Annotated in this window: 17 protein-coding genes; 5 read left to right on the forward strand and 12 right to left on the reverse strand. The window is 69.2% G+C overall.

Annotation, left to right across the window (positions count from 1 at the left end):
• Nucleotides 1-71: 71 nt before the first annotated feature.
• From fabG to rpmF, 4 genes are all read right to left on the reverse strand, one after another.
• Nucleotides 72-809: a 3-oxoacyl-[acyl-carrier-protein] reductase gene (gene fabG, locus DV704_RS04180; RefSeq protein WP_114798306.1), complete on the reverse strand. Its 738-nt coding sequence runs from the start codon at nt 807-809 to the stop codon at nt 72-74.
• The gene (gene fabD / locus DV704_RS04185) at nt 791-1720 is read right to left on the reverse strand and encodes an ACP S-malonyltransferase (RefSeq protein ID WP_114798307.1); all 930 of its coding nucleotides are present in this window, start codon (nt 1718-1720) and stop codon (nt 791-793) included. Before fabD ends, fabG begins: the two co-directional genes overlap by 19 nt.
• An 8-nt stretch (nt 1721-1728) precedes the next feature.
• Nucleotides 1729-2706: a beta-ketoacyl-ACP synthase III gene (locus DV704_RS04190; protein WP_114798308.1), complete on the reverse strand. Its 978-nt coding sequence runs from the start codon at nt 2704-2706 to the stop codon at nt 1729-1731.
• A gap of 138 nt (nt 2707-2844) precedes the next feature.
• Entirely contained in the window at nt 2845-3036 is a 192-nt protein-coding gene (gene rpmF / locus DV704_RS04195) for a 50S ribosomal protein L32 (RefSeq protein WP_114798309.1), read from the reverse strand.
• Between the two features lie 111 nt (nt 3037-3147).
• On the opposite strand from rpmF, the gene DV704_RS04200 reads away from it, so the two are divergent.
• The 4 genes from DV704_RS04200 to DV704_RS04215 are packed head-to-tail and all read left to right on the forward strand — an operon-like array spanning nt 3148 to nt 6703.
• Entirely contained in the window at nt 3148-3663 is a 516-nt protein-coding gene (locus tag DV704_RS04200) for a bioflim formation protein (RefSeq protein WP_114798310.1), read from the forward strand.
• 6 nt (nt 3664-3669) lie between these two features.
• Nucleotides 3670-5196, forward strand: a complete 1527-nt coding sequence (locus DV704_RS04205; RefSeq protein WP_114798311.1) for a carboxylesterase/lipase family protein — start codon at nt 3670-3672, stop codon at nt 5194-5196.
• Nucleotides 5197-5225: 29 nt separating this feature from the next.
• Complete coding sequence (locus tag DV704_RS04210) at nt 5226-5870, forward strand: DUF5639 domain-containing protein (protein ID WP_114798429.1); 645 nt, start codon at nt 5226-5228, stop codon at nt 5868-5870.
• Complete coding sequence (locus tag DV704_RS04215; protein ID WP_114798312.1) at nt 5867-6703, forward strand: alpha/beta fold hydrolase; 837 nt, start codon at nt 5867-5869, stop codon at nt 6701-6703. The genes DV704_RS04210 and DV704_RS04215 overlap by 4 nt, the downstream gene beginning before the upstream one ends.
• On the opposite strand, the gene perR is transcribed toward DV704_RS04215, so the two are convergent.
• The 5 genes from perR to lipB all read right to left on the reverse strand — a co-directional run bounded on the left by perR (nt 6700) and on the right by lipB (nt 9800).
• Entirely contained in the window at nt 6700-7095 is a 396-nt protein-coding gene (gene perR / locus DV704_RS04220; RefSeq protein WP_199489932.1) for a manganese-dependent transcriptional regulator PerR, read from the reverse strand. The two genes, DV704_RS04215 and perR, sit on opposite strands and share 4 nt — an antisense overlap.
• Nucleotides 7096-7163: 68 nt before the next feature.
• Entirely contained in the window at nt 7164-7778 is a 615-nt protein-coding gene (locus DV704_RS04225; protein WP_114798313.1) for an MOSC domain-containing protein, read from the reverse strand.
• Between the two features lie 2 nt (nt 7779-7780).
• Nucleotides 7781-8170: a DUF3054 domain-containing protein gene (locus DV704_RS04230; RefSeq protein WP_114798314.1), complete on the reverse strand. Its 390-nt coding sequence runs from the start codon at nt 8168-8170 to the stop codon at nt 7781-7783.
• Nucleotides 8167-9141 carry a lipoyl synthase gene (lipA, locus tag DV704_RS04235; RefSeq protein WP_114798315.1) on the reverse strand — a complete coding sequence of 325 codons (975 nt, stop codon included), beginning with the start codon at nt 9139-9141 and terminating at the stop codon, nt 8167-8169. Before lipA ends, DV704_RS04230 begins: the two co-directional genes overlap by 4 nt.
• Nucleotides 9138-9800, reverse strand: a complete 663-nt coding sequence (gene lipB, locus DV704_RS04240) for a lipoyl(octanoyl) transferase LipB (protein WP_114798316.1) — start codon at nt 9798-9800, stop codon at nt 9138-9140. Before lipB ends, lipA begins: the two co-directional genes overlap by 4 nt.
• A 70-nt stretch (nt 9801-9870) precedes the next feature.
• Here lipB and DV704_RS04245 point away from each other — a divergent pair, with 70 nt between their 5' ends.
• Nucleotides 9871-10974, forward strand: coding sequence for an FAD-binding oxidoreductase (locus DV704_RS04245; protein WP_114798317.1), 1104 nt, complete (start codon nt 9871-9873; stop codon nt 10972-10974).
• A 3-nt stretch (nt 10975-10977) separates the two neighbouring features.
• Here the strand turns inward: DV704_RS04245 and DV704_RS04250 are convergent, their stop codons facing one another.
• The 3 genes from DV704_RS04250 to topA are packed head-to-tail and all read right to left on the reverse strand — an operon-like array spanning nt 10978 to nt 14264.
• The gene (locus tag DV704_RS04250; protein WP_114798318.1) at nt 10978-11523 is read right to left on the reverse strand and encodes an NYN domain-containing protein; all 546 of its coding nucleotides are present in this window, start codon (nt 11521-11523) and stop codon (nt 10978-10980) included.
• 45 nt (nt 11524-11568) lie between these two features.
• On the reverse strand, nt 11569-11829 hold the full coding sequence (locus DV704_RS04255; RefSeq protein WP_114798319.1) for a hypothetical protein: 261 nt from the start codon (nt 11827-11829) through the stop codon (nt 11569-11571).
• A complete protein-coding gene (topA, locus tag DV704_RS04260; RefSeq protein ID WP_114798320.1) occupies nt 11826-14264 on the reverse strand; it encodes a type I DNA topoisomerase in 2439 nt (812 codons plus the stop codon). Before topA ends, DV704_RS04255 begins: the two co-directional genes overlap by 4 nt.
• Nucleotides 14265-14300 lie beyond the last annotated feature (36 nt).

The raw sequence follows: 14300 nt of genomic DNA on the forward strand, positions 1-14300 counted from the left end.
TCGAACCTCCACGTCGGGGCTTACTTCACCTGCGGGATTCTACCACAACTGGACCCGAGAAGACGGCCTGCCTAGTGGGGGGTCAGGCCCCCGTCCACGCACAGGGTTTGGCCGGTGATGTAGCCCGCCTCATCGGAGACTAAGAAGGCCACCGCCTGGGCTACCTCCTCGGGCTTACCGAAGCGCCCGGCGGGAATCTGTCGGAGGTACCCGTGCGCCACCTCCTCAGGAAGGCGCGCGGTCATATCGGACTCGATGAACCCTGGCGCAACGGCATTGACGGTGATGCCCCGGCTGGCGTACTCCTTGGCCACGGCCCGGGTGAAGCCGATGAGCCCCGCCTTGGCCGCCACGTAGTTGGCCTGGCCTGGGTTGCCCAGGATGCCCACCACGCTGCTGATGTTGACCACCCGGCCCCAGCGGGCGCGCATCATCAGCTTGATGGCCTCCCGGGTGGTGTGGAAGATGGCGCTCAGGTTGGTGGCGATGACCGCATCCCAGTCCTCGTCCTTCATGCGGATGAGAAGGGTGTCGCGGGTGATGCCGGCGTTGTTGACCAGCACCTCCAGCCCCCCCAGGGCAGCGTGGGCCTCGACCACCAGCCTCTGCGCGGCTTCGGGGTGGCGCAGGTCGGCCCCTAACACCACCACCTGCGGTGCCCCCAGGGCCCGGGCCTCCTCGGCGGTGGCCCGGGCCGCGGCCTCGTTGCCGGCGTAGTGCACAGCCAGGGCGTACCCCCGCCGGGCCAGCTCGAGCGCAATCGCCCGCCCAATCCCTCTCGACGAACCGGTTACCAGCGCTTTTCGCATCCTGCCTCCTGCAAGTACCGGGTGATTTCCTCCGGTGTGGTGAGGGCCCGGGCCTCCACCCCTTCCAGGGTGCGCCCCACCAGGCCGGTGAGCACCTGGCCGGAGCCGAACTCGAGGTAGGTCCTCACCCCTCGCGCCTGCAGGTCCTTCAGCGTCTCCACCCAGCGCACCGGGTGGGTGATCTGGGTCAGGAGCAGTTCCCGGATCTGCTCAGGGTCCTCCTCGGGTTGGGCCCGCACGTTGGAGTAGACCGGGAAGCGGGGGGGGTGAAGCCTGACCTGGGCCAGCTCGGAGCGAAGCCGCTGCTGGGCGGGCCGCATCAGGGAGGAGTGGAAGGGGGCCGAGACCGCGAGCGGCACTACTCGGGCCCTGTGGGCCTTGAGCCGTTCGGTGGCCTGGGCAATGCCCTCTGTGGTGCCCGAGATGACGGTCTGCTCGGGGGCGTTGTAGTTGGCAATCTCTACCCCCTCGAGGCCCTCGATGAGCTCCTGAATGGTGGCGGCTGGCAGTTTGAGCACCGCGGCCATGGCCCCGGCCCCCACCGGCACCGCCTCTTGCATGTAGGCCCCCCGCTTGCGCACCAGCCGCAGGCCGTCCTCCAGGCTGAGGGTGCCTGCGGCCACGTGGGCCGTCCATTCGCCCAGGCTGTGCCCGGCGGCGAATTGGGGCGGGGGCCCCCCGGCCTCCAGATAGGCCTGGAAGGCGGCGTATCCCACGGCCAGCAGGGCCGGCTGCTGGTTGACGGTGAGCCTGAGCTCCTCCTCAGGGCCCTCCAACATCAGCCTGAGCAGGCCGGGCAGGACGGCCTCGGCCCGCTCCAGCGCCTCCCGCGCTGCCCTGGAGCCCTGGTAAAGGGCCCGGCCCATGCCCACCGCCTGCGACCCCTGACCCGGAAAAAGCGCTGCGACCATGCCTCACCTCAGTCGGGCTGCCACCAGGTCAGGACGCTGGCCGCCCAGGTCAGGCCTGCCCCGAAGGTCACGAAGAGGATGTGGTCCCCGTTCTTAATCTTCCCCGCGTCCAGAGCTTCCTGCAGGGCGATGGGGATGGAAGCGGTGGAGGTATTACCGTAGCGGTCCACGTTGACCCAGACCTGCTCGGGGGGAAGCCCCAGCCGCTCCCGGGCCGCCTCGATGATGCGGGCGTTGGCCTGGTGGGGAATCAGGTACTTGATATCCTCGGGCTTCAGCCCGGCCTTCTCGATTGCTTCCAGGGTGGCGGTGTTCATCACCCGCACCGCGAACTTGAAGACCTCCCGCCCATTCATGTAGGCATAGGGCCCCATGGGCGTTCCGTCCGGCAGGCAGGGGGCCACGCAGCGCAGGGTGAGCTCCCGACCGCCCGAACCGTCCGCCCCCAACACGAAGGAGCGGAAGCCGTAGCCCTCGGGCACCGGCCCGATCACCGCTGCCCCTGCCCCGTCGCCGAAGAGGACCGCGGTGGAGCGGTCGGAGAAGTCCAGAATTTTGGACAGGGTCTCCGAGCCGATGGCCAGGACCTTGCGCGCCAGGCCGCTTTTGACCAGGGCGTGGGCCTGGGCGATGGCATAGCCCCAGCCCGGGCAGCCCGCCAGCAGGTCGTAGGCCCCGGCGTTGAGGCCGAAGCGGTCCTGCACCAAAGCCGCGGTGGCGGGAAAGAGGGCGTCGGGGGTGTTGGTGGCCACGATGACCAGGTCCACCCCCTCCAGGGCGCTGGGCCCGTGGCGGCGCACCAGGTCTTCCACCGCGCGGAAGGCCATGTGGGAGGTGTACTCCCCCTCGGCCGCCAGCCGGCGCTCGCGGATGCCGGTGCGCGTGACGATCCACTCATCGGAGGTGTCCAGGAACTTCTCAAAGTCGTGGTTGGTCATGACCCGCTCGGGGGCATAACTGCCTAGCGCCAGGATACCTGTGTTCAACTTCGCCTCCCCAGAAGCCCTTCGGGCACTCCAACAAAGATATCACCCAGGGTCTAGAGGCCAAGCCCGGCCGGGGCAAAGCCTAAACCAAGTCTAAAAAGACCAGCCCCTAGGGCTGGCCAAAGGGAAGAAGGCCGGTTAGGCCCCCACCTCCAACACCTTGCGGCCGGCGTAGTAGCCGCACTGGTCGCAGACGGTGTGGGGGGGAATTTTAGCCCCGCACTGGGCGCACTTGACCAGGGTGGGTGGGGTGAGGGCCGAGACCACCGCCCGGCGGATGTCCCGGCGGGACTTGGAAACCTTCTTTTTGGGTACAGGGTGCTTGGCCATCTTGGGTCACTTCCTTCGCCAAACGGGCAAACCGCTCTCCAATCTACCCTCTACAAGGCAAAAGGTCAACCGCCTTGGGGCCTGTTATGATGGGGCAGGTTTGGAGGAGCTATGAGGCGAATCGTCGCGCTTGCGGCCCTTATCGTCGGATTGGCCTTTGCCCAGGTGCCCACCTACCCCGAGAACACCGTGGGCCTGGGCTATGGGGTGGGTCGGGGGCTTGTGCTCCAGGCCGGTGCTGCCCTGCCCTTCAGCCCTCTGGGAATTGACACCGGGCTGGAGCTCGAGCTCATCGTGCCCACCACCTTTAACAACTTTGAGGCCTGGGCCCTTTTCAAGGCCAACCTGCTGCCCGCCCTGACCCTGGCCGATCTCTCGCTTTCAGCCGGGCTGGGCCTGGACCTGAGCTACAACACTCAAAACAGCGTCTTCGGCCTGCACCTGGGGCCCCTGGCCAGCCTGGAGATACCCGGCGGGGCCGTTTCGGGGTATCTGGGCCTGGGCTTCAAGGGCGGCTTCAGCCTGGCCTACGGCCTGGGGGGGCGGCTGTACCTCGAGCCCATCGCCCTCGAGGTAGGCCTCTCCGACCGCTACCCCCTCAAGGTCGCCCTCCTCTACCTCTGGTAGCGGGGGATGCGCTGGGCGCTCTTTCTCCTGGCGGCCTTGGGCCTGGCCTGGGCCCACCCCGTCTGGGTGCTCACCCCCCAGGGCCGCCTCCAGGGTGGGGTGAACGAGAAGGCCCAGGTGGCCTACTTCCTGGGCATCCCCTACGCCCGGGCCGGGCGCTGGCAGGCCCCAGAGCCGGTGCTGGCGCTTCCTGGGGTCTTCCGGGCCACCGAGCCGGGCCCGGCCTGCCCCCAGCGGGGGGTCTTCACCACCCGGCTGGGGGGGTATCTTCCCCCTCAGAGCGAGGACTGCCTGAACCTGGCGGTCTGGGCCCCCCTCCGCCCCCCGCCCCCCGAGGGGTACCCGGTGATGGTCTTCATCCACGGCGGCAGCTACACCGGGGGAGGCTGGGCCGAGCCCCTCTACGACGGCACCGCCCTGGCCGCGCGGGGGGTGGTGTTGGTGAGCCTCAACTACCGCCTGGGGCCCCTGGGCTGGCTGGCCCTGCCGGCCCTGCAGCGGGAGTCGCCCCGGGGCACCACCGGCAACTACGGGCTTTTGGACATGCTCGAGGCCCTGCGCTGGGTGCAGCGGAACATCCGGGCTTTCGGGGGGAATCCGGATAACATCACCCTTTTTGGCCACTCGGCCGGGGGTATGGCGGTCTGCACCCTCTTGGCGGTGCCGGAGGCCCGCGGGCTTTTCCACAAGGCCATCCTCCAGTCGGGAGGGTGCGGCTACGTGCGCACCCTGGCCGAGGGTTTTGCCGCCGGGGCGCGCTGGGCGGCCCAGATGGGCTGCGCTGCGGACGACCTGGCCTGCCTGCGGGGGCTTCCCCTGGAGCGCATCTTTCCCCCAGAGGACCGCAGCATCGGGGCTCTTCTAGAGCGGCTGGAGGCTGGGGAGTTCGCCCTGGTGCCCTGGAAGCCCCACCTGGACGGGGTGGTGCTCCCCAGGGTTCCGCTGGAGGCTTTGAGGGAGGGGGCGGCCGCAGATGTTCCCCTCATAGCCGGGGCCACCACCCAGGAGGCCTGGGGGGAGCGGGTTTTGGGTCCCTCGAGCTGGGCTGAGTTCGTTCGCCGGGTGGAGGAGAGGCTTCCCGGCCAGGGCCCGCGGGCCAGGCAGCTTTACCAGGCCCGCGCTTCCAGCCCAGCCGAGGCCTGGGCCTACTTCCAGACCGACCGCATCCTCTTCTGCCCGAGCCTGGCCGCCGCCCACGCCCAGGCCCCCCATGCCCCCGCCTACGCCTATTTGGTGGACTGGGCCTCCCCGGTGCTGCCAATTCTGGGGAGCTTCCACGGGATTGAGCTGCCGCTGCTTTTCGGCACCGAGCGGACCTGGCCGGCCCTGGCCTTGTTCCTTACCCAGGAGGCCCTGGAGGGCTCCCGCTCTTTGGCCCAGGCCCTCCAGGAACACTGGGTGAACTTTGCGGCCACGGGGGCCCCCTACCTGCGCGGCTGGCCTGAGGTTAAAAGCGGCTACGCCCTGGCCCTGACGTTCCAGCCCGGCCTGGTGCCCGACCCCTTTCCCGAGCGCTGCGCCTTGTTTCGCTAGCGCCAAGCCCCTAGCATGATGGAGTGCCGGTGCTTCGGGTGTCTGCCGCCGACCAGTACCTCATCGCCACGGGCGATACCCCTTTGCTCGAGGTCTGGGCTGCCCTACCCCAGGGGCTCTACCCGCCCTTTCCCCCGGTGGAGCTGCCTGGGGGGCTGGACGGGCTTTTGCAGCGGGGGGGGTTTGGCCAGACCTTCTTTTTAGGGGGTGAGGTGCTGGGGCTTCTTTTTTCTACCCCCAGGGGCCGGCTGGTGCGGGCAGGGGGTCTTACGGTCAAGAACGTGCAGGGCTACGACCTGGTGCGCCCCTTCGTGGGAAGTTTTGGGGCCCTGGGGGTGGTACAGGAGACCACCTTGCGGCTCAGGCCGGGCCGGGCCTGGGTCTTTTTGCGGCGGGTGGGCGAGCTGGCCGAGCCCCCCCTCAGGCCCCGCTTTCTTTGGCAGGAGGGGGCCTACACCTACGCCCTGCACTTCGGCCACCCCCGGGAGGTGCAGCGCTTCAGGGACAGCTTCGGTGGGGAGGAGGTGGCCGGCTGGCTGGACTACCGGGGCTTCTTCCCCCGGGGTATGGGGATAGGGATGGGGCCGGTGGCCGACCTGCGCTTCGGCTGGGCCGACGGCGGCGCCAGGCCCGATATGCCCGAGGCCTACCGGTGGCTGGCGGAGGCGCTGTGACCCCCCGCTTCACCCCTCCTGAGGCCCTGCGGCCCTACCAGCGGCGGGTGCAGGTAGGGGGGGTGGGGCTTCACCTCTACGACACAGGCCCGGGCCAGGGGCCGGCCTTTTTGCTGGTTCACGGCCTGGGGGATGAGGCCGACACCTGGCGCAAGCTCTTCCCCCTGCTCAGGGGCCGGGTGATAGCACCGGACCTGCCCGGTTTCGGGCGCTCGGAGCACCCCAGGCGGGCCTATACCCTGGGCTTCTTCGCCCGGGTCCTGCTGGCCTTGCTGGACCACCTGGGGGTAGGGCGCGCGGTGCTGGTGGGCAGCTCGCTGGGGGCGGCGGTGGTGCTGGAGATGGCCCTGCGCCGGCCTGAGCGGGTGGAGCGGCTTTGCCTGGTGGGGGGGCCACCCTGGGGGCGGCCAAGCCGGGCGCAGCTTCTGCTCCTTACCCCTGGTCTGGGCGAGCGCCTGTACAACCGCCTCCGCGCCTCCCAAGAAGCGGCCTACGCGAGCCTCGAGCCCTACTACGCCCGCTTCCAGGCGCTTCCTCCGGAGGACCAGCGATTCTTGCGCGAGCGGGTCTGGGAGCGGGTCTGGAGCGACGACCAGCGCCGGGCCTTCTTCTCCACCCTTCGCTGGATGGCCCTGAGAAGCCTCTTGGGCTGGCGCTGGCAGGGGCTTGCGCCGCCGGTTCACCTGGTCTGGGGGGCGGAGGACCGGGTGGTGCCCCCCGGGGTGGGGCGGCGCCTGGCGGCGGCGATACCGGGGGCTCGCTTCAGCCTGATTCCCGATTGTGGCCACCTGCCGCAGCAGGAAAAGCCCCTGGAGCTGGCCCGACTTCTCTAGGGGTCCTGCGCGCGGCAGGCCGGGCACAGCCCCTCGTACTCCACCTGCACGTGCTCGATTGAGAACTCGGGGTACCTGGCCCGCACCTCGCTCAGAAGGTCGGGCAGAGGATGGATGATGTCGAAAAACTGGCCGCATTGGCGGCAGACCATGTGCAGGTGGCCGTCCAGGTTGGCCTCGTAGCGCACGGCCTCCCCTGGACGCGAGAGGGGAACCAAATACCCTTCGGCGATGAGGGCGTCCAGGGTGCGGTAGACCGTGCCCAGGCTGATGCGGGGCACCTTTTTACGTACCTCGGCGTAGACCCAGGCCGCGTCGGGGTGGTGGCCCTTGGCGTTTTGCACCACCTCGAGCACAGCCCTGCGCTGCTTGGTCAAGCGTTTGATCGCCATCTTGCACTCCGGCCTCGGCCCGTGGGCGGGCCGTAATTCCTACTAAGTATATCAGGATTACGGCCAAATCAAAGCCCCTCAACCAGGCGTCTGGCCATGGCGGCCCGAAACCGGGCGGCCAACGGGGCTGCCATAGCCGCCCGGAGCTGCTCCGGGGAGGGGGCCGGGTCGTACCAGAGTTGGAAGAGCCCCTCCACGGTGGGCCAATGGGCAGGGGCGGGGATTTTCTCGATGGGTTGCCCTGGCCTGAGCCACCCCTCCGCCAGCACCCGGGCGTAAAAGCCGGGCCGCCGGGCCTGGCGAAAGCGCCGGACGAACCCCGGGTCCCCCATGCGGGCTGCGAGGGTGGCGCAGGGGATGCGGGGGGCGCTCACCTCCAGCACCACCTCCCCAATGCGAAAGCGGTCCCCGATGCGAAGGGGTGGGGGGCCAAAGCTGGAGAAAACCAGGTTCTCGCCAAAGCTGCCGGGGGCTAGGGCCTCCCCCAGCTCCTCGGCCCAGTAGTCGTAGTCGGCCTGGCTGTAGACGTAGACCGCCTGGTCGGGCCCGCCGTGGTGTTCGCTGTCGGCGATGTAGTCGCCCTCCAGGCCCCAAAACGTGGCCCGGGCCTCGGCCACCGGGGTCTTGTGGATGCTGGTGGGCAGGCCCTTGGTGTGGGCTAGCTGGATGGAGCAAAGGCGCATACCTAGGTCCTAGCCAGCCGGTCCCGCAAGAGCCAGAAAGCCAGCCCCCGCCAAAGGAGCAGCAGGGCCAGGGTGGTGGCCAGGCTAACCGCCCAGAAGACCAGATAGCCCGCGTCAAAGGACTTCTGCAGCACCATGAAGCGAAGCCAGACCCCAGCGCTCACCCCCAGGGCCCAGGTGTAGAGCAGGTTGCGCCAGGTGGGCCGGGTGTAGGTGCGCAGGAAGGGGGCCAGCAGGAACCAGGCCAGCAGGATGGGCAGAGCGTTGCGCGCCAGGCCGGCCAGGCTCAGGGGTTCCCCGTGACTCTTCAGCCCTACGAGGGCGAAGGCCACGATGGCCAAAGCGTCGCCCCAGGCCAGCAGGCGGCCTCGAGTCTTGGGGGAAGGTCTCATACCCTCTCGGTTGCCTCAAAGAAGACCTTTTCGGCCCGGTAGGAGCTGCGCACCAGGGGTCCGCTGAAGACCTCCATGAAGCCCGCCTCATAGCCCCAGTCGCGGTACCTGGCGAACTCCTCCGGGGTCACGTAGCGTTCAACCGGCAGGTGGTGCTGGGTGGGGCGCAGGTACTGGCCCAGGGTGAGGATGTCCACCCCCACGGCCCGCAGGTCGCGCATGGCCTCCCGGATCTCCGCCTCGGTCTCGCCCAAGCCCAGCATCAGGCTGGACTTGGTGAGCACCTCGGGGCGCACCTTCTTGGCGTGCTCGAGCACCCTCAGGGTCTGGTCGTAGCCCGCGCGGGGGTCGCGCACCTTGGGGGTGAGGCGGCGAACGGTCTCCAGGTTGTTGGCGAACACCTCCTGGCCCCCCTCCAGCACCACCTCCACGCTCCTCAGGTTGCCCTGGAAGTCGGGGGTGAGGGTCTCCACCTTGACCCCGGGGTCGAGCCGCTTGATCTGCCGCACGCACTCGGCGAAGTGGGCCGCCCCACCGTCGGGCAGGTCGTCGCGGTCCACCGAGGTGAGCACCACGTACCTGAGCCCCAGCTCGGCCACCGCCTGGGCCACGTGCAGGGGCTCCAGGGGGTCCACCCAGCCCCTGGGGTTTCCGGTGTCCACCGCGCAGAACTTGCAGGCCCGGGTGCAGACGCTGCCCAGCACCATGATGGTCATGGTGCCGTGGCTCCAGCACTCCCCGATGTTGGGGCAGCGGGCTTCCTGGCAGACGGTGAAGAGGCGCAGGCGCTGGGTGAGCTCTTTCAGGCGGTGGTAGTTGGGCCCGGTGGGCGCGGTGGCCCGCAGCCAGGCCGGCTTGTTGCGGTCGACGGGTTCGGGCCGCTCCTGCGCGATGCCGCCCGGGACCACCTTGAGTTCGATAAGACCCCCGTTTTGGAAGTCCTCTAGCTGGATGGTTTTGAGGTTCCTCATGCTGGCTCCTTGGTCGGAAAGGCTGGGAAGACCTGGGCCATGGCCTCTACCACCCGCTCTGCCACCTCCTCCAGGCTCAGGGGGTGGCCCAGGATTTTTTGCAGCGAGGTCACCCCCTTGTCCCTGAGGCCGCAGGGCACGATCAGACTGAAGTCCTCGAGCCGGGTGTTCACGTTCAGGGCAAAGCCGTGAAAGGCCACGTCTTTTTTGATGGCCACCCCGAAGGCGCAGAGCTTTTCCTCCTGCTCCGGGGCTGTCCGCACCCAGACCCCGGCGTAGCCCGGGCTAGGATAGGCCTCGATGCCGTAGCTGGCTGCAACCTGGAGGATGGCCTGCTCCAGCCGCCGCAAAAACCCCCGCACCTGCCGGCCCACCGGGAAGATGGGGTAGCCCACCAGCTGGCCCGGGCCGTGGTAGGTCACGTCGCCGCCCCGCTCTACGGCGAAGAGTTCGATGCCCATGGCCCGGTACCGCTCCTCGGGCAGAAGCAGGTGCTCGGGCTTGGCGGCCCGGCCCAGGGTGATGGTGGGGGGGTGCTCTAGAAGTAAAAGGGTGGGCTCGCGCCGGCCCGCTGCTACCTCGGCGTGCACCCGCTTCTGGTACTCCCAGGCCTCCTGGTAGGGCATCCGGCCCAGCTTCTCCACCGCGAAGGCGGCCATGGCTAAAGCATACGCCGTCTGGCCGGGGCGTGACCCTCACCCGGCTCACAGTGGGCGGTATGCTTGGGCCATGAACACGCCGGTCTGGGAGGGCGGCGGCTGGCCCGGGCTGCCCAAGCTGGAGGGCAGCCTGGAGGCCGAGGTGTGCGTGGTGGGCCTGGGCGGCTCGGGGCTTTCGGCCATTTTGGAGCTTTTGCGTCTGGGCCGAAGGGTGGTGGGGCTTGACGCTGGGAGGGTTGCGGGGGGAGCGGCCGGCCGCAACGGCGGGTTTTTGCTGGCGGGCCTGGCCCGGTTCTACCACCAAAGCGTGCGGGCCTACGGGCGCGAGCGGGCCCGGCGGGTGTACCAGGCCACCTTAGAGCAGATTGAGCGGATGGCCCGGGAGACCCCGGAGGCTGTTCGGCGGGTGGGCTCGCTGCGGGTGGCCGCCTCCAGCGAAGAGCTGGAGGACTGCGAGGCCCACCTGGCGGCCTTGCGGGCCGACGGGTTTGCCGCCTGGCCCTACGCGGGGCCTGAGGGGGAGGGCATTTTGCTGCCCGATGACGCGGCCATGAACCCCCTTTTGCGCTGCCGCCGGCTGGCACGGAAGGCCCTGGAGGCGGGGGCCCGGCTTTTTGAGCAGAGCCCGGCGCTGGAGATTCGCTGGGGCGAGGTGCGCACCCCCAAGGGCCGGGTGCGCTGCGAGGGGGTGCTGGTGGCGGTGGACGGAAGGCTCGAGCAGGTCCTGCCCGAGCTGGAGGGCCGGGTGCGCACCGCCCGGCTGCAGATGCTGGCCACCGCCCCCATTCCCCCCCGCTTTCCCCGGCCGGTCTACCGGCGCTGGGGCTACGACTACTTCCAGCAGCTCCCCGACGGGCGGCTGGCCTTGGGGGGGATGCGCGACCGGGAAGAAGCGGCCGAGTGGACCTGCTCCGACGAGCCCACCCCCAGCCTCCAGCGGCGGCTGGAGGGGTGGCTCGAGGCCCTGGGGGTGAGGGCCCCCGTCACCCATCGCTGGGCGGCCTCGGTGGGCTACACCCCCACCGGCTGGCCCATCGCCGAGGAGGTGCGGCCTGGGGTCTGGGCCATAGGCGGCTACAGCGGGACCGGCAACGTGGTGGGGGCCCGGCTGGGGCGCGAGGTGGCCTGGGCCCTTTGTGGGCAGCGGATGCCGGGGGCAGTCTTCCTGCCCTAGGCCCTACTCCGGGGCCAGCTCCTCCCCTTCCAGGCTTCGCGCCCGGAGCTGCTCCCAGGGCAGGTGGTCCAGGGGGTAGTACCGGTCGGCCTGCTGGGCCAGCCGGTAGGAGGAGAGGCTTTGGAAGGTGGTGTTCTCCACCTGCTTGCCCATGTCCTGCAGCACCTTGAAGACCTCGGCGAAGTCGGCGTCGCCCGAGACTAGGATGGCCACGTCGTAGGCGTGGGCGTAGGCCAGCTTGAGCATATCGGTGGCGATCTGGATGTCCACCCCTTTTTCCACAAAGGTCTCCCCCCGGCGCTCCAACCGGCCCAGGCGCACCGTCACGTAGGGGGCCCGGCGCAGGTAGTTGAGGAAGCTCTGGTGGGCCTTGGCGGCGGGGTCTTCGCTGGGCAGGGGGGCGTTGTAGTAGTAGGCCCGCAGCAGGGGCCGCCCGGCGGCCAGGGCGGATACAAAGGCCACGAAGTCCAGGCGATACTCCGGGCCCAAGGTGGAGACCAGACCCCTATACAGGTTGCTGCCGTCGATAAAAATGGCCACCCGGTTCATAGCCGGATGATAGAAGGTAGGGCTAGCGCCCGCCTTGGGGCCCGGCTACTTTTCCCAGGCAGCCACCACGCAGGGTCCCACCGGCACCAGGCGGTGGGGCCCCTCCAGGTGGGCGGCCTCGCTCGGACGCAGGTGCAGGTAGCCGCCGTCGGGCAGGTCGATCACCAGCTCCCCTTCGAGCAGCAGGTAAAGCCGCCCCTTCATGGCCTCCTCGGCTGCTTCCAGCCGGCGGGCCCAGAAGGCCGCGAGCCCGGGGAAGCGGACCTCTTTTTGGGCCCTGGCCAGCCGGAGCAGGTGGAGCTTCATCGGGCGCCGACCACCTCTTCCTTGCGCTGCTTACCATAGGCCATCCGCAGCTTGAATAGGGCCTGGCGGAAGAGCTTCAGGGTCTCGGCCTCGGGCTTACCCAGGGCCTGGGCCGCCTGCGGCACGGCCTTTTGCTGGCCCCGGGTCAGCCGGGCTACCTGGGCCTGCTCGGGGGTAAGGCCAGCCTGGGGGATGAGGGGCTCGAGGTCGGCCCAGGTGCTTTTCCTGGTCTTGGGTTGCCCTTTTTCGCGCTGGGCCCCAGGCCGCGGGCCTCCATAACGCTCACAGGCCGGGTTGGAGCAGGCCCGCAGCCGGCCCTTGTCCAGCTCGTTCCAGCCGCAAAGAGGGCACTTGTCGGGCAGCAGCGGGTTGAAGACCAGGAAGTCGCAGCCGGGCTGGTTGCAGCGGTAGTAGGGCCTGCCCCGCTTGCTGGTCTTCTGCACCACCTCGCCGGTGCGGCACTTGGGGCAGGTGATGCCGGTGGAGGGGGCCTCATCGCGGGTGTAGGTGCAGGCCGGGTAGCGGTTGCAGCTTATGAAGCTGCCGTAGCGGCCGAAGCGCCGCACCAGCTCGCCCTCTTTGCAGGCCGGGCAGGCCTCCCCCGTGGGCTCGGGCTCCTTCCTCAGCTCGAGCCGCTCGGTATAGCGGCACTCGGGGTAGCCGGTGCAGCCCAGAAACTGGCCGTAGCGCGAGACCTTGAGCTCTAAAGGCCGGCCGCACTCGGGGCAGAGCTTTCTGGGCACCTTTTTGAAGTCCTCTAAAAAGGGCTCGTAGAACTCCCGCACCACCTTGGGCCAGTGGGCCTTGCCCTCCTCGATCTGGTCGAGGCGGGTCTCGAGCTGGGCGGTGAAGTCGTAGGCCACCACGTCGGGGAACATCCGCACCAGGTAGTGAGTGACCTCGCGGCCTAGGGGGGTGGGCCGGAGCGACTTCCCCTGCCGCTCGATGTAGTTGCGGCGTTCCAGGGTCTCGATGGTGGGGGCATAGGTGGAGGGGCGGCCGATGCCCATCTCCTCCAGGGTTTTGACCAGGCTGGCATCGGTGTAGCGGGGAGGGGGCTCGGTAAAGTGCTGGCTGGGCTCGAGGCCCTCCAGGTGGGCCGAAGCCCCCTCGCGCAGGGGAGGGAGCTGCTTTTCCGCCTCGTCCTCCTCGCGCCCGTAGACCTTCAGGAACCCGTCGAACCGGACCACCGAGCCCGTGGCGCGGAAGACCAGCCCCCCGCCTTCCACCGTGGCGGTGGTCTGCTCGTAGACCGCCGGGCTCATCTGGGAGGCCACGAAGCGCTGCCAGATGAGCTGGTAGAGCTTGAATTCCTCCTCGCTCAGGTGGGGCCGCACCGCCTCCGGGGTTCGCTCTACCGCGGTGGGGCGGATGGCCTCGTGGGCGTCCTGGGCGTTTTGCGCTTTCTTGCTGGCGTACTGGTGGGGTTTCTCTGGCAAGTAGGCGGGCCCAAAGCGCGCCGGGATGAAGCGCCGCACCTCGTCCAGCGCCTCCTGCGAGACCCGGGTGGAGTCGGTGCGCATGTAGGTGATGAGCCCCACCGGCCCCTCGGGCAGCTCTACCCCCTCGTAAAGCCGTTGGGCCACGCGCATGGTGCGGCTGGCAGTCCAGCCCAAGCGGCTGCTGGCGGCTTGCTGCAGGGTGGAGGTGGTGAAGGGAGGGGCGGGGCTGCGCCGGCGCTCGCGCCGCTCGAGGCGGGCGATGCAGTAGGCCTCCACCGCCCGGGCCTCCTGCAGCAGGGCCTGGGCCTGGGCTTCTTGGGTGATGAGGAACCGCTCGCCGAGAACCCGCTCTCCCCGCACGCTATATAGCTCGGCGGTGAAGCGCTGCCCCTCCGAGGAGAAGGTCGCCGCGATGCGCCAGTACTCCTCCGGCTCGAAGCGCTCGATCTCCTCCTCCCGCTCCACCAGAAGCCTGAGGGCCACCGACTGTACCCGGCCCGCCGACAGGGCCCGCCGGCGGAACTCCATGCTCAGGATGGGGGAGAGCTGGTAGCCCACCAGCCGGTCCAGCACCCGCCGGGCCTGCTGGGCGTCCACCAGGTTTTGGTCGATGGGCCGCGGCCGGGCCACCGCCGCCCGCACCACCTTGGGGGTGATCTCGTGGAACTCCACCCGCAAAGGGTTTTTGGGGTCGAGGCCCAGCAGCCGCACCACGTGCCAGCCGATGGCCTCGCCCTCCCGGTCGGGGTCGGTGGCGATCAGCACCCGCTTGCCCCGGGCGGCCCGCCTGAGCTCCTCCACCACCGGCTGCTTGTCCTTTTTGACCTCGTACTGAGGTGCGAAGTCGGCCTCGATGTCCACGCCCAGGTTGTGCTCGGGCAGGTCGGCCACGTGGCCCTTGCTGGCCCGCACCTCATAGCCGGCTCCCAGCATCTTCTGAATGCTCTTGGCCTTGGCCGGGGACTCCACCACGATGAGCGTTGGGTCCGGCATAGGGTCAGTATAAGGATGCAAGGGGCTTTGTTTGTC

The organism is Meiothermus sp. QL-1 (assembly GCF_003351145.1).
GTDB lineage: Bacteria > Deinococcota > Deinococci > Deinococcales > Thermaceae > Meiothermus.